General features: G+C 62.4%; 22 protein-coding genes. 15 read left to right on the top strand and 7 right to left on the bottom strand.

The window, feature by feature from the left end:
• Positions 1 to 13: 13 nt before the first annotated feature.
• From PspTeo4_RS28740 to PspTeo4_RS28750, 3 genes are all read right to left on the bottom strand, one after another.
• The gene (locus PspTeo4_RS28740; RefSeq protein WP_322366984.1) at positions 14 to 1,696 is read right to left on the bottom strand and encodes a ShlB/FhaC/HecB family hemolysin secretion/activation protein; all 1,683 of its coding nucleotides are present in this window, start codon (positions 1,694 to 1,696) and stop codon (positions 14 to 16) included.
• Positions 1,697 to 1,855: 159 nt separating this feature from the next.
• Positions 1,856 to 2,410: a L,D-transpeptidase family protein gene (locus tag PspTeo4_RS28745; protein WP_322366985.1), complete on the bottom strand. Its 555-nt coding sequence runs from the start codon at positions 2,408 to 2,410 to the stop codon at positions 1,856 to 1,858.
• A 20-nt stretch (positions 2,411 to 2,430) separates the two neighbouring features.
• Positions 2,431 to 2,982, bottom strand: coding sequence for an NUDIX hydrolase (locus PspTeo4_RS28750; protein ID WP_322366986.1), 552 nt, complete (start codon positions 2,980 to 2,982; stop codon positions 2,431 to 2,433).
• 125 nt (positions 2,983 to 3,107) lie between these two features.
• Here PspTeo4_RS28750 and PspTeo4_RS28755 point away from each other — a divergent pair, with 125 nt between their 5' ends.
• The 5 genes from PspTeo4_RS28755 (at position 3,108) to purT (ending at position 6,345) form a co-directional block, all read left to right on the top strand.
• Entirely contained in the window at positions 3,108 to 3,707 is a 600-nt protein-coding gene (locus tag PspTeo4_RS28755; protein WP_322366987.1) for a CoA pyrophosphatase, read from the top strand.
• 44 nt (positions 3,708 to 3,751) lie between these two features.
• Positions 3,752 to 4,276, top strand: coding sequence for a gamma carbonic anhydrase family protein (locus PspTeo4_RS28760; protein WP_322366988.1), 525 nt, complete (start codon positions 3,752 to 3,754; stop codon positions 4,274 to 4,276).
• A complete protein-coding gene (locus tag PspTeo4_RS28765; RefSeq protein ID WP_322366989.1) occupies positions 4,269 to 4,475 on the top strand; it encodes a DUF1289 domain-containing protein in 207 nt (68 codons plus the stop codon). Before PspTeo4_RS28760 ends, PspTeo4_RS28765 begins: the two co-directional genes overlap by 8 nt.
• Before the next feature lie 143 nt (positions 4,476 to 4,618).
• Complete coding sequence (locus tag PspTeo4_RS28770; RefSeq protein WP_051096690.1) at positions 4,619 to 5,086, top strand: VUT family protein; 468 nt, start codon at positions 4,619 to 4,621, stop codon at positions 5,084 to 5,086.
• A 77-nt stretch (positions 5,087 to 5,163) separates the two neighbouring features.
• Positions 5,164 to 6,345 (top strand): formate-dependent phosphoribosylglycinamide formyltransferase, encoded by a 1,182-nt coding sequence (purT, locus tag PspTeo4_RS28775; protein ID WP_322366990.1) that lies wholly within the window; start codon positions 5,164 to 5,166, stop codon positions 6,343 to 6,345.
• Positions 6,346 to 6,485: 140 nt separating this feature from the next.
• Here purT and PspTeo4_RS28780 read toward each other — a convergent pair whose 3' ends face one another.
• The 3 genes from PspTeo4_RS28780 to PspTeo4_RS28790 all read right to left on the bottom strand — a co-directional run bounded on the left by PspTeo4_RS28780 (position 6,486) and on the right by PspTeo4_RS28790 (position 10,089).
• Positions 6,486 to 7,787 (bottom strand): MFS transporter, encoded by a 1,302-nt coding sequence (locus tag PspTeo4_RS28780; RefSeq protein WP_322366991.1) that lies wholly within the window; start codon positions 7,785 to 7,787, stop codon positions 6,486 to 6,488.
• Positions 7,788 to 8,064: 277 nt separating this feature from the next.
• The gene (locus PspTeo4_RS28785; RefSeq protein ID WP_322366992.1) at positions 8,065 to 9,270 is read right to left on the bottom strand and encodes a transporter associated domain-containing protein; all 1,206 of its coding nucleotides are present in this window, start codon (positions 9,268 to 9,270) and stop codon (positions 8,065 to 8,067) included.
• A 9-nt stretch (positions 9,271 to 9,279) separates the two neighbouring features.
• Positions 9,280 to 10,089 carry a cytochrome C assembly family protein gene (locus tag PspTeo4_RS28790; protein WP_322366993.1) on the bottom strand — a complete coding sequence of 270 codons (810 nt, stop codon included), beginning with the start codon at positions 10,087 to 10,089 and terminating at the stop codon, positions 9,280 to 9,282.
• A gap of 285 nt (positions 10,090 to 10,374) precedes the next feature.
• On the opposite strand from PspTeo4_RS28790, the gene ffh reads away from it, so the two are divergent.
• The 6 genes from ffh (at position 10,375) to PspTeo4_RS28820 (ending at position 14,474) form a co-directional block, all read left to right on the top strand.
• The gene (gene ffh / locus PspTeo4_RS28795) at positions 10,375 to 11,751 is read left to right on the top strand and encodes a signal recognition particle protein (protein WP_023382042.1); all 1,377 of its coding nucleotides are present in this window, start codon (positions 10,375 to 10,377) and stop codon (positions 11,749 to 11,751) included.
• A 236-nt stretch (positions 11,752 to 11,987) separates the two neighbouring features.
• A complete protein-coding gene (gene rpsP, locus PspTeo4_RS28800; protein WP_008094480.1) occupies positions 11,988 to 12,239 on the top strand; it encodes a 30S ribosomal protein S16 in 252 nt (83 codons plus the stop codon).
• Positions 12,240 to 12,244: 5 nt separating this feature from the next.
• Positions 12,245 to 12,781: a ribosome maturation factor RimM gene (rimM, locus tag PspTeo4_RS28805; RefSeq protein ID WP_027920105.1), complete on the top strand. Its 537-nt coding sequence runs from the start codon at positions 12,245 to 12,247 to the stop codon at positions 12,779 to 12,781.
• A gap of 3 nt (positions 12,782 to 12,784) precedes the next feature.
• Positions 12,785 to 13,537 carry a tRNA (guanosine(37)-N1)-methyltransferase TrmD gene (gene trmD, locus PspTeo4_RS28810; protein WP_008094486.1) on the top strand — a complete coding sequence of 251 codons (753 nt, stop codon included), beginning with the start codon at positions 12,785 to 12,787 and terminating at the stop codon, positions 13,535 to 13,537.
• Positions 13,538 to 13,579: 42 nt separating this feature from the next.
• Complete coding sequence (rplS, locus tag PspTeo4_RS28815; RefSeq protein WP_003252148.1) at positions 13,580 to 13,930, top strand: 50S ribosomal protein L19; 351 nt, start codon at positions 13,580 to 13,582, stop codon at positions 13,928 to 13,930.
• Between the two features lie 133 nt (positions 13,931 to 14,063).
• On the top strand, positions 14,064 to 14,474 hold the full coding sequence (locus tag PspTeo4_RS28820) for an acyl-CoA thioesterase (RefSeq protein ID WP_322366994.1): 411 nt from the start codon (positions 14,064 to 14,066) through the stop codon (positions 14,472 to 14,474).
• Between the two features lie 2 nt (positions 14,475 to 14,476).
• On the opposite strand, the gene PspTeo4_RS28825 is transcribed toward PspTeo4_RS28820, so the two are convergent.
• On the bottom strand, positions 14,477 to 16,282 hold the full coding sequence (locus tag PspTeo4_RS28825; RefSeq protein ID WP_322366995.1) for a sodium:proton antiporter: 1,806 nt from the start codon (positions 16,280 to 16,282) through the stop codon (positions 14,477 to 14,479).
• 68 nt (positions 16,283 to 16,350) lie between these two features.
• Here PspTeo4_RS28825 and xerD point away from each other — a divergent pair, with 68 nt between their 5' ends.
• From xerD to thrC, 4 genes are all read left to right on the top strand, one after another.
• Positions 16,351 to 17,247 carry a site-specific tyrosine recombinase XerD gene (xerD, locus tag PspTeo4_RS28830; protein WP_322366996.1) on the top strand — a complete coding sequence of 299 codons (897 nt, stop codon included), beginning with the start codon at positions 16,351 to 16,353 and terminating at the stop codon, positions 17,245 to 17,247.
• A gap of 154 nt (positions 17,248 to 17,401) precedes the next feature.
• A complete protein-coding gene (locus tag PspTeo4_RS28835) occupies positions 17,402 to 18,151 on the top strand; it encodes a thioredoxin fold domain-containing protein (RefSeq protein WP_322366997.1) in 750 nt (249 codons plus the stop codon).
• An 82-nt stretch (positions 18,152 to 18,233) separates the two neighbouring features.
• A complete protein-coding gene (locus PspTeo4_RS28840; RefSeq protein ID WP_322366998.1) occupies positions 18,234 to 19,538 on the top strand; it encodes a homoserine dehydrogenase in 1,305 nt (434 codons plus the stop codon).
• 59 nt (positions 19,539 to 19,597) lie between these two features.
• Positions 19,598 to 20,395, top strand: a 798-nt coding sequence (thrC, locus tag PspTeo4_RS28845) for a threonine synthase (protein WP_322366999.1), incomplete at its 3' end; no start/stop codon positions are given.

A 20,395-nucleotide genomic window follows, 5' to 3' on the forward strand; every position in this document is an offset into this window, starting at 1 on the left:
TTTTGTGGGTGAATCAGATGTTCAGGGACCACTCCACTACCCAGAAGCCTCGTTCCATTCGGGAACGGGGCAGGTTGCTGGCGTAGAGGGCGTGTTGGTAGTCCAGGCGCAGGCGGCTGTTCGGCAGGCTCAGTTCCAGGCCTGCCGCTGCGCCCGCCAAGCGGTGCGAGGGTGCGTCATGGGCAAGCTGCACCCAGCCAAGGTCCAGGCCGAGGTGCGGGCGTACTTGCACAGGCCCGGTCCAGTCCATGGGTAGGGCCTGGCTGAAGGTGTTGCGCCACAAGGCCGCGTTGGCGCCAGCGAAGGTGGCCTGGCGAAATCCGCGCACGGCCGAGTCATCGTTGAGCAGGAGTTGTTCGACGGCGGGTAGTACGTTGTCGCTGAACTGCAGGGCCAACTCGCTTTGCCAGCGCCATGGCCACTGAGCGGGGCCTTGGCGCAGATGAAACAGGTGGGCGCGGTACTTGCGAAAATCTGGGCTGGGGGCGTCGGCGCGCAGTGCCGATCGGTCTGCGCCGAACCAGTCGACACCTTGGGTCATGCCCAGGTAGGCATTCCACAGGCCGCGGTCGAGCCAGAGCAGGTTGACGCCGGCTTCGACCGTCGAGAGGGTAGGGCTCTGAATGGCCAGCACCGAGTTGTTGCTGCGGTTGATCAGCTGTTTGCGGTTCAGCCGGCCACTGACACTGAACATGCCACGCTGGTTGCGCCATAGCGTGCGCTCGACGTTCAGCCCTTGATAGCTGCTGCTGCCACTGGTGGTGTGCGGGCTCTGGGGAATGGGCGCGTCATAGCGCATTTCGCTGGCGTTGAGCGCAAAGGTCCATGGACCGTAGGGGATGCTGTAATGAAGGTTCACTCCTTGGCTCTGGCCTGGTGCATCGAAAACGCTCGAGACCACAGACAGTCGCAGGTCGTCATTCAGGCCCAGTGGGCTGTCCAGGCCTAGGCCGACAGTCAGTCGATGACGACCGGTAAGCTCGCTGCCGCGGTTGTCGAAGTGGCTGTCCAGGTGCCAGCGCGACGCCAGCTCGTGAGGCACAACCTGCACGCGGGTGCCACCTGGCATCTGGCCGGGCAGCAGGTCGATACCCATTGCATAGGCGCGCAAGCGGTTGAGTTGATCCAGCCCTTGTTCCAGATCGGGAAGGTACAGGGGGTGCCCCAGCATTCCGGGAAATGCGCCGCGCAGGGACAGCGGCAGTTCGGCTCCGACGAACTCGATCGATTCGACGAAGCCTTCGATGATGACGATGTCGAGCGGGGCGCCATCCCTGGGGGCTTGGTGCAGATAGGGGCGACTGGTTGGGAAGCCGGCTTCTACATAGCGCTGCGTTATGGCCTTGAGCAGTCGGTTGATGCTGGCAATGTCAATGCATGTGGGCACCAGTGGCCGCACCGTGGCTTCCAGCACCTGCGGCGTCAGCAGTTGGTTGCCGGCCAGCCGCACACCGGAAATCTCCCAGCAACGGCTGTCGATCGGCTCTTGGGGCGAGGTGTCTTTGGGGGTGGCAGGTATTGAGGGCCGCTGCCAGCGCTGCAGACGCTGCTGTTGTTCCAGCTGTCGCAGTGACTGTTGCTGATCACGCAGTTGCTGGCTGGCAGGGTCGTCGGCCAGAGCCTGAGCCACGGTCAGCAGGCCGGCGATCAGCCAGGGGTAGCGTAGGGCGAAGAAATGGCGTGATGGGTACAGCATGGAAGAACCCCGCAAGGTCGGTACCGTTCAGGTACCGGTATGCGGAAATTCTAAAAATGCAGCGAAGTGCTTGGATGCGATCCCGTGCCTAGGCGGGTGTAGGGCCTGCATGGAGATATCGTGCGAAACCTCCTACAGCCCAAGTTGAAATGTAGGACCTCAGGGGCGGATCTCGATCAGCGTGCCGTCCCTGACCAGCTCCCAGACCTCGCGCATGTCGTTGTTGCGCATGGCGATGCAGCCGTCGGTCCAGTCCAGGGTGTGGAAGTACCACTCAGGGTACTCATCGTTGATCGGCGTGCCATGGATCATGATCATGCTGCCGGCGCTGATGCCTTCGCGGGTGGCGCGGGCAGCGTCGCTGATGTTGGGGTAGGAGATGTGCATGGCCAGGTTGAAACGGTCGCTTTCCTTGCGCCAATCCAGCCAGTAAAGGCCTTCGGGGGTCTTCTTGTCACCCTCGCGCTCCTTGGCGCCCTTGGGCTGCTTGCCCAGGGAAATCCGGTAGGTCTTGAGCGGCTCGCCACGGCTGATCAATTGCAGACGGCGTTGGGACTTGATCACCAGCACCTTGTCGATCAGCGGTTGCATGGCTGCCTGCGAGGCTGAGGGCGCCTGCGCGGGCGGTTGCGGCTTGCGGATGATGACCTCGGTGTAGGCCGCCTGGGACACCGACGTAATGCAAAGGCAGAAAAGGGCGAACAACCAACGCATGAAGCGGTATCCCTGAAAACTTAAGTGGTGGACGTGACGTTCATCGGCGGCAGGTATTCATGGCCAACCGGGAAGGCCTGCCCGATGCGGTCGCGATAATAGCATTCTAGTGTGCGAGTGACGGTGCGGAAAGCCAGCTCGTCCCATGGGATCTCGTGTTCCTCGAAAAGCCGCACCTCCAGGCTCTCGACGCCCACATCGAAGTCGAGGTCGGCCAGTTCGGCGCGGAAGAACACGTGCACCTGGTTGATGTGCGGCAGGTCGAACAGCTGATACAGGCTCATTGTCCCGACCCGGGCGCAGGCCTCTTCGCTGGTTTCGCGACGGGCGGCCTGGTCGAGGGTCTCGCCGTTCTCCATGAAGCCGCCAGGCAATGTCCAGAAACCACGGCGCGGTTCGATGGCGCGGCGACACAGCAGCACCTGGCTGCCCCAGATGGGCAGCACGCCGGCGACGATATTGGGGTTCTGGTAGTGAATGGTCTGGCAATGATCGCAGACATACCGTTGGCGGCTGTCGCCCTCGGGGACCCGCTGAATGACCGGTTGGCCGCACGCGCTGCAGAATTTCATGCTGTTCTTCCCTTGTGATGCGGTTATCTTGGCGCGCCAGGCGGGGTGCCCGCAAGCTTACGGGGCTTGGGTGCTTCGCGGCTTTGGTGCATCATGCAGGCAGGCCTTGGAAACGAGAGTGCGCAATGCTGGACGAGCTTCTTCGCCGAATGAGCAACCATGAACCTGCATCATTGGAAACCGACCGACGGTTTCCGGAGGCGGCGGTGCTTTTGCCCATTACCCGTAGCGAAGACCCCGAACTGGTCCTGACCCTGCGTGCCAAGGGCTTGTCGACCCATGGCGGCGAAGTCGCCTTCCCGGGTGGGCGTCGTGACCCGGAAGACCCTGACCTGGTGTTCACCGCCTTGCGTGAGGCCGAAGAGGAAATCGGCCTGCCGCCAGGGCTGGTGGAGGTGATCGGCCCCCTCAGTCCACTGATCTCCCTGCATGGCCTGAAAGTGACGCCATTCGTCGGCTTAATCCCGGATTACGTCGAATACCGCGCCAATGATGCCGAGATCGCGGCAGTATTCACCGTGCCGCTGGAATTCTTCCGCCAGGACCCACGCGATCATACCCACCGAATCGATTACCAGGGCCGCAGTTGGTACGTGCCCAGCTACCGCTACGGCGAGTACAAGATCTGGGGGTTGTCGGCGATCATGATCGTGGAACTGGTCAACCTGCTGTTCGATGCCGGCATCAGCTTGCACGAGCCCCCCGAGCGTCACATCGAAAACTGAGCGGGGCGCACCCCGCCATCTGCCTTCAGCCATGAGGAGCCAACATGAAATACCGCCTGGGCGACCTGCGGGTCGAGAGCCATCCCACCAGCTGGGCCGCACCCAATGCCACACTGATCGGCAAAGTGCGTCTGCAGGCCCGTGCCAGCGTGTGGTTCGCAGCGGTGTTGCGCGGCGACAACGAGCTGATCGACATTGGCGAAGACAGCAATGTCCAGGACGGCACCGTGATGCACACCGACAAGGGCATACCGCTGACCTTGGGCAGGGGTGTAACCGTGGGGCATAACGCCATGCTGCATGGCTGCACGGTCGGCGATTACAGCCTGGTCGGTATCAATGCGGTGATTCTCAACGGCGCGCGCATCGGCAAGCATTGCATCATCGGCGCCAATGCGTTGATCCCCGAGGGCAAGGAAATTCCCGACGGTTCGTTGGTGATGGGTTCCCCTGGCAAGGTGGTGCGTGAGCTTACCGAGCAGCAGAAACGCATGCTCGAAGCCAGCGCCGCCCACTATGTACACAATGCCGAGCGTTATGCTCGGGAGCTGGTGATCGACGATGAGTGAAGTGGTTGCGACCGAACGCCCGGTCGCCTCGCCCTGTGTGAGCATCTGTGCGCTGGATGAGCAGGATATCTGCACCGGCTGTCAGCGTACGGTGGCGGAAATCGGCCGCTGGGGACGCATGAGCAACGATGAGCGCCGGGTGGTGCTGAAGCTCTGTCATGAGCGGGCGGTGGCTGCCGGCTTGATCATGGGACAGTGATTTCTAGGTAGGCTTTTTCGCGGGTAAACCCGCTCCCACAGGTTCGGTGTTGTTCCAGAGGGTGGTGGCATCCCTGTGGGGGCGGGTTTACCCGCGAAGAAGGCGGCGCTAATCTGTCGGGCTTGCCCTAAGATCCCCCGGTCATGTTCTATCTCATTGCCTACATCAGCAGCGTAGTGCTGATCAACTACGCCTTCTCCAGTGCCCCGCACCTGGACGTGATCTGGTCCGCCTGGGGCGGGCTGGTGTTCATTCTGCGCGATATGGTGCAAACCCGTTTCGGCCACGGTGCCCTGGTGGCCATGCTGGTGGCGCTGGTGCTGTCCTACGTGACCTCGGAGCCGGCCATCGCCCTGGCCAGCGCAACCGCCTTCTTCATTTCCGAACTGATCGACTGGCTGGTGTTCAGCATCACCCGCAGGCCGCTGCGTGATCGCCTGTGGCTGAGTTCGGCGCTGAGCATTCCGGTCGATACCTTCATTTTCTTCGGCATGATCGGTGCGCTGACCCCTGCTGTCATCGGCACCGCCATGGCTTCCAAGTTCGCCGGGGTCACGGCGGTGTGGCTGGCAATGGCATTTCGTGCCCGACGGGCCGCCGTGGCGGGCTGATGGTGTAGAATAACGGTCCTTTTTTCAGCGGGCGGCGCCCAGCCTGGCGCCGCCCCGGATGCCTTCGAGGACCTGAAATGACCCGTATCGGAACCCCATTGTCGCCCACCGCGACCCGTGTACTGCTCTGCGGCTGTGGCGAGCTGGGCAAGGAAGTGGTGATCGAGCTGCAGCGCCTGGGCGTCGAAGTGATCGCCGTGGACCGCTACGCCAATGCTCCGGCCATGCAGGTGGCGCACCGCAGCCATGTGGTCAACATGCTCGATGGCGTTGCCCTGCGTGCAGTGATCGAGGCCGAGAAGCCGCACTACATCGTTCCTGAGATCGAAGCCATCGCCACCGCGACCCTGGTCGAACTGGAAAGCGAAGGCTTCAACGTGGTGCCGACCGCCCGCGCCACCCAGCTGACCATGAACCGTGAAGGCATCCGCCGCCTGGCTGCCGAAGAGCTGGACCTGCCGACCTCGCCCTATCACTTCGCCGATACCTTCGAAGACTACGCCAAGGCCGTGGCCGACCTGGGCTACCCGTGCGTGGTCAAGCCGGTGATGAGTTCGTCGGGCAAGGGCCAGAGCCTGCTGCGTAGCGATGCCGACCTGCAGAAGGCCTGGGACTACGCCCAGGAAGGCGGCCGTGCTGGCAAGGGCCGGGTGATCATCGAAGGCTTCATCGATTTCGATTACGAAATCACCCTGCTGACCGTGCGCCACGTGGGTGGCACCAGCTACCTCGAGCCGGTCGGCCATCGTCAGGAGAAAGGCGACTACCAGGAGTCCTGGCAGCCACAGGTCATGAGCCCGAAGGCGCTCGCCGAATCGCAGCGGGTGGCCAAGGCAATCACCGACGCCCTGGGCGGCCGTGGGCTGTTCGGTGTGGAACTGTTCGTCAAAGGCGACCAGGTGTGGTTCAGCGAAGTGTCGCCACGCCCGCACGACACCGGCCTGGTGACCCTGATTTCCCAGGACTTGTCGCAGTTCGCCCTGCACGCCCGCGCCATTCTTGGCCTGCCGATTCCGGTGGTGCGCCAGTTCGGCCCGTCGGCCTCGGCGGTGATCCTGCCTGAAGGCCAGTCGCAGCAGACCAGTTTCGCCAACCTTGGCGCTGCGTTGAGTGAGCCGGACACTGCGATCCGCCTGTTCGGCAAGCCGGAAATCAACGGTACCCGCCGCATGGGCGTGTGCCTGGCGCGTGACGAGTCGGTCGAAGCGGCGCGGGCCAAGGCGACCCGCGCTTCGCAGGCGGTGAAGGTCGAGTTCTGATCAGATAGGGGGCTGCTCTGCAGCCCTTTCGCAGGCTACGCCAGCTCCCACAAATCCAGTCATTGGGGGTGGTCCAAGTCATCCTTGAACCGTGGGAGCTGGCGTCAGCCTGCGATGGGCCGCAAAGCGGCCCCATTTTCTCAAAGTTGCGTGTCTCGGGTCTCTTTCAGGCACAGCACAGCAATCAAGCTGATCACCGCCGCCACCGACACATACCCGCCGACCCAGCTCAACCCGCCCATGCTCACCAGTTTCTGAGCAAAGAACGGCGCCGCCGAAGCCCCCACGATACCGCCCAGGTTGTACGCCGCCGATGCGCCGGTATAGCGTACGTGGGTCGGGAACAGCTCTGGTAGCAGCGCACCCATCGGGGCGAAGGTCACGCCCATCAGGAACAGCTCGATGGCCAGGAACAACGCCACGCCCGTGGTCGAACCCGAGGTCAGCAATGGTTCCATGGTAAAGCCCGACGCCACCGCCAGCAGGCCACCGACGATCAGCACCGGCTTGCGCCCGTAGCGGTCGCTGAGCCAGGCCGACAGTGGCGTGGCCAGGGCCATGAAGACCACGGCGAAGCACAGCATGCCGAGGAAGGTTTCACGGCTGTAGCCCAAGGTCGAAACCCCATAGCTGAGCGAGAACACCGTGGAGATGTAGAACAGCGCATAGCACACCACCATGGCGGCAGCGCCCAGCAGGGTGGGCAGCCAATACTTGGCGAACAGGTCGACCACCGGCATCTTCACCCGCTCGTGGCGTTCAACCGCCTTGGCGAATACCGGGCTTTCCTCCAACTTCAGGCGCACATACAGGCCCACGAGGACCAGCGCGGCGCTGAGCAGGAATGGAATGCGCCAGCCCCACTCGCGGAACTGCTCGTCACTGAGGACCAGGGCCAGGGTCAGGAACAGCCCGTTGGCAGCCAGGAAGCCGATCGAAGGGCCCAGTTGCGGGAACATGCCGAACCAGGCGCGTTTGCCTTGCGGCGCGTTCTCGGTGGCCAGCAGTGCTGCACCGCCCCATTCACCGCCCAGGCCAAGGCCTTGGCCGAAGCGCAGCAGGCACAGCAGGACAGGTGCCCAGACACCGATGCTGTCGTAGCCGGGCAGCACGCCGATCAGCGTGGTGGACGCCCCCATCAGCAGCAACGACGCAACCAGGGTCGACTTGCGCCCGATGCGGTCGCCGAAATGGCCGAACAGTGCCGAACCCAAAGGGCGGGCGAGGAAGGCAATGCCGAAGGTCAGGAACGCCGCCAACATCTGTGCGGTACCGGAACCGGACGGGAAGAACACTGGGCCGATCACCAAGGCGGCGGCGGTGGCGTAAACGTAGAAGTCATAGAATTCGATGGCGGTGCCGATGAAGCTGGCGGTGGCCACCCGTGCCGGTGAGTTGACCGGCGCGGCGGGCGCTTCGGCATAAGTGCTGCTGGTTGTCATTAAGTAGGTCCCTAACAGTCTGGTCTTGCTCCATGGCCTTGGCCCGCGAGGGCGCGCACTCGACAGCAAAGGGCAGGCACGGTTTCGCGGACGCCGGAGCGTATTGTTGTGGTCGCCCGACTGACGGCAGCCCAAGGGGGATAGGGGCGGGAGCGGGCACTGTTCGGGGTGTTGAAGCAGGACCGCGGGGCGTGTCAGTGGAGCGGACTGGCCGTGTGGCGCCGGGTGCGGGTAGCAGGCGGGACGGCGGGGCTGGGTAAGCGTGACCCGAGTATAGCTATCGGGTCACGGTCCACACCAGTACCTTGCTGGCGCAATTGTCCTCTGTTTCGAGGATTTCCAGGCGATAGCGGCCGATCTTCAGGCAAACGGCGCTTTCCGGGATGCTTTCCAGGGCTTCGGTGACCAGCCCGTTGAGGGTTTTCGGGCCACCGTCACAGGGCAGGTGCCAACCCAGGCTGCGGTTGATTTCACGCAGCGAGGCGGTGCCTTCGATGACGAAGCTGCCATCGGGCTGTGGGTGTACGTGGGGGTTGTCCAGGCTGTGCTCGTCTTCGAACTCGCCGACGATCTCTTCGAGGATGTCTTCGAGGGTGACGATGCCCAGTACTTCACCATACTCGTCCACCACCACGCCCAGGCGTCGTTGCTGCTTGTGGAAGTTCAGCAGTTGCAGCTGCAGCGGGGTGCTTTCCGGGACGAAGTAGGGCTCGTAGCAGGCGCTGTGCAGCTTCTCCAGGGTCAGCTCGGCCTTTGGCAACAGATGGCTGATCAGCTTGGTGTTGAGGATGGCCTCTACCTGGTTGATATCGCTGTGGTAGACCGGCAGGCGCGTATGGCGGCTGACGATCAGTTGCTCGATGATGCGCTCGATAGGGTCGTCGAGGTTGATGCCGTCCACTTCATTGCGTGGCACCAGGATGTCGTTGACGGTGATTTTGTCCAACGACTGCAACCCCTCCAACAGACCATGGTGGGTGGTTTCCGCCAGTTCGTCCTCGTCGAAGTCGTCGCTTTCCTGAGGGTGCAGGGCCACCGCCGTGGGTTGTGCACGGAACGGGCGCAATATCAGCTTGGCGCAGCCATCGAGCAGGCAGGCCGGTGGTTGCAGCAAGGCGAGCGGGAACTTGAGCAGGCTGGCACCGAGGCTGGCGAAGGCTTGCGGGTTGCGTCGGGCGATTCGCCGAGGCAGGAATTCAGCGAACACCAGCAAGGCCAGGGTGGCACCCAGGCCCGCCAACCAGAAGCCGTGCTCACCGTTGTAGCGTTGGCCGATGAGGCATGCCAGGCCCAGCACCAGCAACTTGCCCAGGCTGGCGCATAACACCAGGGCCTGGGCCGGCAAGACCGGTTGGCCATCTTCGCCCTGGCGCAACGTGCCGTTGAGCATGACGCGGGCAGCATCCACGGCGCTGAACAACGCCGACCACAGTAGTGCCAGTGCCAGGGTGCCGAGAAGCGGGGCGTACGGCAGGGTGTCCATGGGCGGCCGTCAGATATGCAGGATGAATTCGCGAACCAGCTTGCTGCCGAAATAGGCCAGCATCAGCAGGCAGAAACCGGCCAGTGTCCAGCGGATCGCCTTGTGGCCACGCCAGCCCAGACGGGTTCGGCCCCACAGCAGCACACTGAACACCACCCAGGCGACACAGGCCAGCAGCGTCTTGTGGACCAGGTGCTGGGCGAACAGGTTCTCAAGGAACAGCCAGCCGGAAATCAGCGATAGCGACAGCAGGCCCCAGCCAGCCCAGAGGAAGCCGAACAACAGGCTTTCCATGGTCTGCAGGGGCGGGAAGTTGCGGATCAACCCGGACGGGTGCTTGTGCTTGAGCTGACGGTCCTGCAGCAACAGCAGCAGTGACTGGAACACCGCGATGGTGAACAGGCCGTAGGCAAGGATCGACAGCAGGATATGCGCCAGGATGCCCGGCTCCTCGTTGATCAGCGGCACGGTGCCAGGAGGCGCGAACTGGGCCAGCAACGCAGTGACCGCACCGAGCGGGAACAGCAGCACCAGCAGGTTTTCCACCGGAATGCGCAGGCAGGCCAGCAAGGTCAGGGTAATGACGGCCACGGCGATCAGGCTGGCAGCGCTGAAGAAATCGAGGCTCAGGCCCAGCGGGGTGATCAGCTGGAAGAACAGGGCTCCGCCCTGGGCGACCACCGCGAGGGCGCCAAGCAGCCCAAGCAGCCGTTTGTCGGCTTTGCGGCCCTGAGCCAGGTGCAAGCTCTGGTAAACGGTCGCTGCTATATAAAGGCCGGCGGCGATCAGGTTGGGGATGAGGCTGGGTGAGGAGACCATAAGTCCTGGTTGGCAAGCCCTAAAGAGACGGAGTTTGGCATAGATCGCCTTTGGCAAGGAAGACCGGGTGACGGTGTTGGCCCTTTAGCGGGTACATCTGCCCGGTGGAGCCGGGTTTACCCGCGAAATGGCCGGAGAGACCACCGAATATCCAGCGGGCCTGCAGCAAGGTGTGCGCCGCCGCCGCACTTCGCTATAATCGCCGCCTTGCTGTGTCCGGGGTGTGTGCATTTCCCCCAGGGCGCCTGACAAATCTCGGCTTTTACTGGGCCTGAAAGGATCACCATGTTCGAAAACCTGACCGACCGCCTGTCACAGACGCTGCGCCATGTCACCGGCAAGGCCAAGCTGACCGAAGACAACATCAAGGACACGCTGCGCGAAGTGCGCATGGCCCTTCTCGAGGCCGACGTTGCCCTGCCGGTGGTCAAGGATTTCGTCAACAGCGTCAAGGAACGTGCGGTCGGCACCGAAGTGTCGCGCAGCCTGACGCCGGGCCAGGCGTTCGTGAAGATCGTCCAGGCCGAGCTGGAAAGCCTGATGGGCGCGGCCAACGAAGACCTCGCGCTGAACGCCGCGCCACCTGCGGTAGTGCTGATGGCCGGTCTGCAGGGTGCGGGTAAGACCACCACCGCAGGCAAGCTGGCGCGCTTCCTTAAAGAGCGCAAGAAAAAGAGCGTGATGGTGGTTTCGGCCGACGTTTATCGCCCGGCGGCGATCAAACAGCTGGAAACCCTGGCCAACGACATCGGCGTGACCTTCTTCCCGTCCGACATCAGCCAGAAGCCAGTCGCCATCGCCGAAGCTGCAATTCGCGAAGCCAAGCTCAAGTTCATCGACGTGGTCATCGTCGACACCGCCGGCCGTCTGCACATCGACGCCGACATGATGGACGAGATCAAGGCGCTGCATGCTGCAGTCAAGCCGATCGAGACCCTTTTCGTGGTCGACGCCATGACCGGTCAGGACGCCGCCAACACCGCCAAGGCCTTCGGCGAAGCACTGCCGCTGACCGGCGTGGTGCTGACCAAGGTCGACGGTGACGCCCGTGGCGGTGCCGCACTGTCGGTCCGCGCCATCACCGGCAAGCCGATCAAGTTCATCGGTATGGGCGAGAAGACCGAAGCCCTCGAGCCCTTCCACCCGGACCGTGTCGCCTCGCGCATCCTCGGCATGGGCGACGTGCTCAGCCTGATCGAGCAAGCCGAGCAGAACATCGACAAGGCCAAGGCCGACAAGCTGGCCAAGAAGCTCAAGAAGGGCAAGGGCTTCGACCTCGAAGACTTCCGTGACCAGTTGCAGCAGATGAAGAACATGGGCGGCCTGGGCGGCCTCATGGACAAGCTGCCAAGCATCGGTGGGGTCAACATGGCGCAGATGGGCAATGCCCAGGGCGCGGCCGAGAAGCAGTTCAAGCAGATGGAAGCGATCATCAACTCCATGACCCCGGCCGAGCGCCGTGATCCGGAGCTGATCAGCGGTTCGCGCAAGCGCCGTATCGCGCTGGGTTCTGGCACTCAGGTGCAGGACGTCGGCCGGCTGATCAAGCAGCACAAGCAGATGCAGAAAATGATGAAGAAGTTCTCCGCCAAGGGCGGCATGGCCAAGATGATGCGTGGCCTGGGCGGAATGCTGCCTGGCGGCGGCATGCCGAAGCTGTAACCCCTATTTTGGACGCCTGCCTTATTTAGAGGCAGGTGCCCGAAACCCCCGCTTCGGCGGGGCAACGGCCACAAAATCAGTGGCTTAACCGGCAGATCTGGACGGTAAGGCAGGGCCTTGCCGAAAAAGGCATTTGCAAATGTCCGTGTATTCCCCGAGAATATGCGGCCTTTTGGGCACCCGTGTGCCTATTTGGCATTCAGATTTGCAGCACCGACTATAGGAACGATGTTCACATGGTAACCATTCGTCTTGCCCGTGGCGGCTCGAAAAAGCGCCCATTCTACCACCTGACCGTAACCAACTCGCGTAACGCCCGTGACGGCCGTTTCGTTGAGCGCGTTGGCTTCTTCAACCCGATCGCATCGGGCGCCGAAGTCAAGCTGTCGGTCAACCAAGAGCGCGTCACCTACTGGCTGAGCCAGGGCGCACAGCCGTCTGAGCGCGTTGCTCAGCTGCTGAAGGACGCTGCCAAGGCCGCTGCCTAAGTAATATGAACGCGACGCCAGAAAAGGCTGACGACCTCATCGTCGTTGGCAAGATTTTTTCGGTTCACGGCGTTCGCGGCGAGGTGAAGGTGTATTCCTTTACCGATCCGATTGAAAACCTGTTGGATTATCCACGCTGGACGCTTCGGCACGAAGGCAAGGTAAAGCAGGTCGAGCTGGTCAGCGGTCGTGGCTCCCAAAAGGGCCTGGTCGTGAAACTGAAAGGCCTCGATGATCGCGATGAAGCTCGTCTTCTGAGCGGCCACGAAATCTGCATTGCGCGGAGCCTTTTGCCCAACCTGGCCGCAGACGAGTACTACTGGTACCAGCTGCAGGGCCTGAAGGTCATCAACCAGGACGAACAACTGTTCGGCAAGGTCGATCACCTGTTGGAGACCGGTGCGAACGATGTAATGGTGGTCAAGCCCTGCGCAGGCAGCCTGGATGATCGCGAGCGTCTGTTGCCCTATACGGCGCAATGCGTGCTCAACGTCGACCTGGAAGCAGGCGTGATGCGGGTTGAGTGGGACGCGGACTTCTAAACGATGGGTAACCTTCGCGTAGACGTCATCACGTTGTTCCCCGAGATGTTCTCGGCCATCACTGAGTACGGCATTACCAGCCGCGCGGTGAAACAGGGGTTGCTTCAGGTGACTTGCTGGAACCCGCGGGACTACACCACAGATCGTCACCATACGGTGGATGATCGGCCGTTTGGCGGTGGTCCGGGCATGGTGATGAAAATCAAGCCTCTGGAAGACGCCCTGGTTAGCGCCAGGCAAGCGACCGGAGCATCGGCAAAGGTGATCTACCTTTCGCCGCAAGGCCGCAAGCTGACTCAGCAAGCGGTCAAAGGCCTGGCCGAACAGGAATCGTTGATCCTGATCGCCGGTCGTTATGAAGGCATCGACGAGCGCTTTATCGAGGCTCATGTCGATGAGGAGTGGTCGATTGGTGACTATGTGCTTTCCGGTGGCGAGCTGCCGGCCATGGTACTGATCGATGCGGTTACGCGACTGCTGCCCGGAGCTTTAGGGCATGTGGACTCGGCGGAAGAAGATTCCTTCACCGACGGTCTGCTCGATTGCCCGCACTACACCCGACCTGAGGTGTATGCGGATCAGCGTGTTCCCGACGTGTTGCTAAGTGGCAACCATGCACATATCCGGCGTTGGCGGATGAAGCAGTCCCTTGGTAGGACCTTCGAACGACGCGCCGATCTTCTGGAAAGTCGCTCGCTTTCTGGAGAAGAGAAGAAGCTGCTCGAGGAATATCTCCGCGAGCGGGACGATAGTTAACGTATCGATGGTGGATCAAGTTATCCATCTTAGGAGCACAGCATGACCAACAAGATCATCCAGCAGCTCGAAGCAGAGCAGATGAGCAAGGAAATCCCGACCTTCGCACCAGGCGACACCGTTGTCGTACAGGTTAAAGTGAAGGAAGGTGAGCGTTCCCGTCTGCAGGCGTTCGAAGGCGTCGTTATCGCCAAGCGTAACCGCGGTCTGAACAGCGCCTTCACCGTGCGCAAGATCTCCAGCGGCGTTGGCGTAGAGCGTACCTTCCAGACCTACAGCCCACAGATCGACAGCCTGGCCGTGAAACGTCGTGGTGACGTGCGTAAAGCCAAGCTGTACTACCTGCGCGACCTGTCCGGCAAAGCCGCTCGCATCAAAGAAAAACTGTCCTGAGTGCAGTTTTTACGGGTGGCTTCGGCCACCCTGCGAGAACAAAAAAGCAGCCTTCGGGCTGCTTTTTTTGTGGGAGCGGGTTTACCCGCGAAGGGCACACCCTGGCCCATCTTCCTTACGCTGTGAGTTACCCATGACCACCCCTCGAGACCAGGAAATCCAACGCCGCACCGAACTGTCGGTGACCCGCGTGACCAAAGCCGTTTTCCCCAATACCACCAACCACCACAACACGCTGTTCGGCGGCACGGCCCTGGCCTGGATGGACGAAGTGTCGTTCATCGCCGCCACGCGTTTTTGTCGTTTGCCGCTGGTGACCGTGTCCACCGACCGGATCGACTTCAAGCACCCGATTCCTGCGGGTTCGATCGTCGAGTTGGTCGGCAGCGTGATCAAAGTGGGTAACACCAGCCTGCAGGTGCAGGTCGATGTGTTCGTCGAGAACATGTACCTCGATGGCCGTGAGCGCGCTATTCACGGCGTGTTCAGCTTTGTCGCCATCGACGAGGACAAGCGGCCGGTACCGGTGCTGCCTGAGGCCTGAGTTCATTGGGCCGGTGCGGGCTCGATCAGGGCCACCAGGGTCCAGCCCGGTTGCGGAGCCGGTAGATTGTCGGGGCTGGCCACATGCACCCAGCCGTGTTCGTCACGGGCGAACAGCAGGTGTGCACGCTCGCCATGCAGTGCCTGATAGTCCTCCCAGTCGAACCCTTCGGTAAGGTTGGTGCTGTAGAGTTCTGCGCCCTGATGCAGGTGGTTGGCCAACTGCAGGTAGGTCATCGGGCTTGTACCCAGCATATGCCCACGATGTTCTTCAGCGGCCCGATGTTTGTCGCTGCGCTGTTTTTCCAGTCCGCTGGCCAGCACGAACAGGCGACCATGGCCGAAGTCATGGCGAAACCGTGCGCAGGCCAGGGCGTTGATCTCGCCGGCAGGCGACAGACCAAGCAAATGACCGAGGCCGACCAGGTCCAGGTGCGCATCGGCATGTTGCGAGGCCGGGTTGCCGAAGTAGGTCGGCAGCCCCTCCATACGTGCGGCGCGGATGTTCTCCCAGCTCGAATCGGTCAGCAGCACCCGGCAGCCGATCTGTTGCAGGGCTTTGCCGATGGCGCGTGCCGGCTCGTTGGCACCGACGATGAGAAAGCCGCTCGGTGCCGGCTCAGCCACCTTGAGCAGGCGCGCCAGGGGCCTGGCCGTGGCGCTTTGCAGCACCACTGTGCCGATGATCACGGCAAATGTCAGCGGCACCAGCAGCAAGGCATCCTGATGACCGGCTTCGTGCAGCCGAATGGCGAAAATCGCCGAAACTGCGGCAGCGACGATACCCCGTGGGGCAATCCAGGCCAGGAGTGCGCGTTCGCGCCAGTTCAGCGGTGAACCCAGGGTGGAGACGAACGCATTCAGCGGGCGTGCCACCAACTGAATGGCCAGTAGCAGTATCAGTACGACCGGGCCTAGGGCCAGTAGTGCGTGCAGGTCCAGGCGTGCGGCCAGCAGAATGAATAGCCCGGAAATCAGCAGCACGCTGAGGTTTTCCTTGAAGTGCAGAATCTGCCGGACATCCACGCCAGGCATGTTGGCCAACCACATGCCCATCACCGTCACGGCCAGCAGCCCCGACTCGTGGACGATCTGGTTGGCGGCAATGAAAATGCCCAGTACCGCCGCCAGCGAGGCCAGGTTATGCAGGTATTCCGGCAGCCACTGGGCACGCATGATCTGGCCCAGTATCCAGCCCCCGGCAGCGCCCAGCGCGCAACCGCAGAAAATGACCCCGGCGAAGGTCATCAGGCTCTGGCTCAGGCCGTCACCCTCGGCGCCGGCAATGATGAAGCTATAGACCACCACCGCCAGCAGCGCGCCAATCGGGTCAATGACGATGCCTTCCCAGCGCAGGATGTTGGCGATGGTCGCGTTGGGCCGCACGACCCGGAGCATGGGCACGATCACCGTGGGGCCGGTGACCAGGGTCAGGGCGCCGAACAGAATCGCCAGTGGCCAGTCGAAGCCCAGCAACCAATGGGTGGCGACAGCAATCACCGCCCAAGTGGTCAGCGCGCCGATAGTTACCAGCCGGTGCACCACGCTGCCGATCTCCCGCCATTGCGACAGGTGCAGGGTCAGGCTGCCCTCGAACAGGATCAGTGACACCGCCAGTGAAACCAACGGCATCAGCAGCGGCCCGAACAGCGCCTGCGGATCGAGCCAGCCCAGCACCGGCCCCGCGAGGATGCCGCACAGCAGCAGAAACAGGATGGCCGGCAGCTTCAGGCGCCAGGCCAGCCATTGGCAGGCGAGGGCGGCAGCGCCAATGCCGCCGAAGCTCAGGAGTATCTGCTGTTCGCTCATGCGGGCTCCCTATGCCTGCGTTGTTATGAAAGACTAAGCGTCATTTCGTTCTTCGCCACCGAGTTTTCATGCCCGCCCTCGACCACCCTCTGATCGACCAGTTTCTCGATGCCCTCTGGCTGGAAAAAGGCCTGTCCGATAACACCCGCATGTCGTATCGCAGTGACCTGGCCTTGTTCAATGGCTGGCTGCAGGAGCATGCGGTGGCATTACCCGATGCCGGGCGCGAGTTGATCCTCGACCACCTCGCGTGGCGCCTGGACCAGGGCTACAAGCCACGCTCCACTGCGCGTTTTCTCTCTGGGTTGCGTGGTTTCTTTCGTTACCTGCTGCGGGAAAAGCTGATTGGCGTCGACCCGACCCTGTTGGTGGAGATGCCCCAGCTAGGTCGCCCGCTACCCAAGTCGTTGTCAGAAGCCGACGTCGAGGCGTTGCTGTTGGCGCCGGACCTTGGCGAGGCCATCGGCCAGCGCGACCGGGCCATGCTCGAAGTGCTCTACGCTTGCGGCTTGCGGGTAACCGAACTGGTCAGCCTCACGCTCGATCAGGTCAACCTGCGTCAGGGCGTGCTGCGGGTGATGGGCAAAGGCAGCAAGGAACGCCTTGTGCCCATGGGCGAGGAGGCGGTGGTGTGGATTGAGCGTTACCTTCGCAACGGGCGCAGCGAACTGCTCAATGGCCGCCCAAGTGACGTGCTGTTCCCCAGCCAACGCGGCGAGCAAATGACCCGGCAGACATTCTGGCACCGCATCAAGCACCAGGCGCGGGTAGCGGGCATCGACAAGCCCTTGTCGCCACACACTCTGCGTCACGCCTTTGCCACCCATCTGCTCAACCACGGTGCAGACCTGCGTGTGGTGCAGATGTTGCTCGGCCACAGCGACCTGTCGACCACGCAGATCTACACCCATGTGGCCAAGGCCCGTCTGCAGCAATTGCACGCTCAGCATCACCCGCGTGGATGAATGATTTTCATGTTCCGCCGACCGGTACCCTCAGACCCATTCAGCTCACGTCTGATGTGGTAGGCTTGAGCGGTTTAGCACCAAGGGCCGCCTGGTTGCCGCGTTTTTCCCGCGTGCGACGTCCCCCGGCCCCGGTTCGCCTTCAGGAGTTCCCATGCGCTTGACCCAGATGTTCGCCGCCGCCGCCCTGGCGCTGGCCAGTACCTTTGCAGTCGCTGCGGCCACCGATGCCAACAGCGGCGCCGAGCAGGCAATTCGCAAGTCGTTGCAGAACCTCGAACTGGAAGTTCCGGTGGAAAGCGTCGCCAGCAGCCCGGTCAGCGGCCTGTATGAGGTCAAGCTGCAGGGTGGGCGTGTGCTGTACGCCAGCGCCGACGGCCAGTTCGTGATGCAGGGTTACCTTTATCAGATCCAGGATGGCAAACCGGTCAACCTGACCGAGAAGGCCGAACGCCTCGGTATCGCCAAGCTCATCAACGGCATTCCAGCCGCCGAGATGGTGGTTTATCCTGCCAAGGGCGAGACCAAGTCGCACATCACCGTGTTCACCGACACCACCTGCCCGTATTGCCACAAGCTGCACGCCGAAGTGCCCGAGCTCAACCGTCGCGGTATCGAAGTGCGCTACGTCGCCTTCCCGCGCCAGGGCCTCGGTTCGCCGGGTGATGAGCAGTTGCAGGCCGTATGGTGCTCCAGCGACCGCCGCGCGGCGCTGGACAAGATGATCGACGGCAAGGAAATCAAGGCTGCCAAGTGCGCCAACCCGGTCAGCAAGCAGTTCCAGCTGGGCCAGTCGATCGGTGTCAACGGCACGCCAGCGATCGTGCTGGAAAGCGGCCAGGTGATTCCGGGCTACCAGCCGGCACCGCAGGTGGCAAAGCTGGCCCTGGCCCAGAGCAAGTAATTCATTCAGTACGCCGTCGTCATGGGGTGACGGCATGTTTCACGGTCGGCGCAGGTGCCGGCCGTTCAATGGGGAGTTCACAGTGAAACCGGTCAAAGTAGGCATCTGTGGGTTGGGGACCGTCGGTGGCGGAACCTTCAATGTACTTCAGCGCAACGCCGAGGAGATTGCCCGCCGTGCCGGGCGCGGTATTGAAGTGGCACAGATCGCCATGCGCTCGCAGAACCCGAACTGCCAGATTACCGGTACCCCCATTACCGCTGATGTGTTCGATGTTGCGAGCAACCCGGAGATCGACATTGTCATCGAGCTGATCGGTGGCTACACCGTCGCCCGCGACCTGGTGCTCAAGGCTATCGAGAACGGCAAGCACGTGGTCACCGCCAACAAGGCGCTGATTGCCGTGCATGGCAACGAAATCTTCGCCAAAGCCCGCGAGAAGGGCGTCATCGTCGCCTTTGAAGCGGCCGTGGCCGGCGGCATCCCGGTGATCAAGGCGATTCGCGAAGGCCTGTCGGCCAACCGCATCAACTGGCTGGCCGGCATCATCAACGGCACCGGCAACTTCATCCTCACCGAGATGCGTGAGAAGGGCCGCGCCTTCCCTGACGTGCTAGCCGAAGCACAGGCGCTGGGCTATGCCGAAGCCGACCCGACCTTCGACGTCGAAGGCATCGATGCTGCGCACAAACTGACCATCCTGGCCTCCATCGCCTTCGGTATCCCGCTGCAGTTCGAAAAGGCCTACACCGAGGGCATCACCCAGCTGACCACCGCGGATGTGAACTACGCCGAGGCACTGGGCTACCGCATCAAGCACCTGGGTGTTGCCCGTAGCACTGCCGCCGGTATCGAGCTGCGCGTGCATCCGACGCTGATTCCGGCCGACCGCCTGATCGCCAATGTCAACGGTGTGATGAACGCTGTGATGGTCAACGGCGACGCTGCAGGTTCGACCCTGTACTACGGTGCCGGCGCCGGCATGGAACCGACCGCTTCGTCGGTGGTCGCCGACCTGGTCGATGTGGTCCGTGCAATGACCTCCGACCCAGAGAACCGCGTGCCGCACCTGGCCTTCCAGCCAGACTCGCTGTCGGCTCACCCGATCCTGCCGATCGAGGCGTGCGAAAGCGCCTACTACCTGCGTATCCAGGCCAAGGATCACCCAGGCGTACTGGCCCAGGTGGCCAGTATTCTCTCGGAGCGTGGCATCAACATCGAGTCGATCATGCAGAAGGAAGCCGAGGAGCAGGACGGCCTGGTGCCGATGATTCTGCTGACCCACGGTGTGGTCGAGCAGCGCATCAATGATGCCATCGTCGCCCTGGAAGCCCTGCAGGACGTGGTCGGCAAGGTCGTGCGCATCCGCGTCGAACAGCTCAATTAACGAACAGTGCCGTCGGGCCGCCAGCGCGGCCCCGGCCTCAGCACCGAAGGTTTGTACCCATGCGCTATATCAGCACCCGCGGCCAGGCACCGGCCCTGAACTTTGAAGACGTCCTGCTGGCTGGCCTTGCCAGTGATGGCGGCCTGTACGTACCGGAAAACCTGCCACGCTTCACCCAGGAAGAGATCGCTTCCTGGGCCGGCCTGCCGTACCACGAACTCGCATTCCGCGTGATGCGCCCGTTCGTCGAAGGCAGCATCGCCGATGCCGACTTCAAGAAAATCCTCGAAGAAACCTACGGTGAGTTCGCCCACGCCGCGGTAGCACCGCTGCGTCAGCTCAATTCCAATGAGTGGGTGATGGAGCTGTTCCACGGCCCGACCCTCGCATTCAAAGACTTCGCCCTGCAGCTGCTCGGCCGCCTGCTGGACCACGTTCTGGCCAAGCGCAACGAGCGCGTGGTGATCATCGGCGCCACCAGCGGTGACACCGGCTCCGCAGCAATCGAAGGCTGCCGCCGTTGCGACAACGTCGACATCTTCATCCTGCACCCGCACCAGCGTGTTTCGGAAGTTCAGCGCCGTCAGATGACCACCATCTTCGGCGACAACATCCACAACATCGCCATCGAAGGCAACTTCGACGACTGCCAGGAAATGGTCAAGGCCAGCTTCGCCGACCAGTCCTTCCTCAAAGGCACCCGCCTGGTGGCGGTCAACTCGATCAACTGGGCGCGGATCATGGCCCAGATCGTCTACTACTTCCACGCAGCCCTGCAGCTGGGCGGTCCGGCCCGTTCCGTGGCGTTCTCGGTACCGACCGGCAACTTCGGCGACATCTTCGCTGGCTACCTGGCC

The sequence above is a fragment of the Pseudomonas sp. Teo4 genome, assembly GCF_034387475.1.
In the GTDB taxonomy this organism is placed as follows: Bacteria; Pseudomonadota; Gammaproteobacteria; order Pseudomonadales; family Pseudomonadaceae; genus Aquipseudomonas.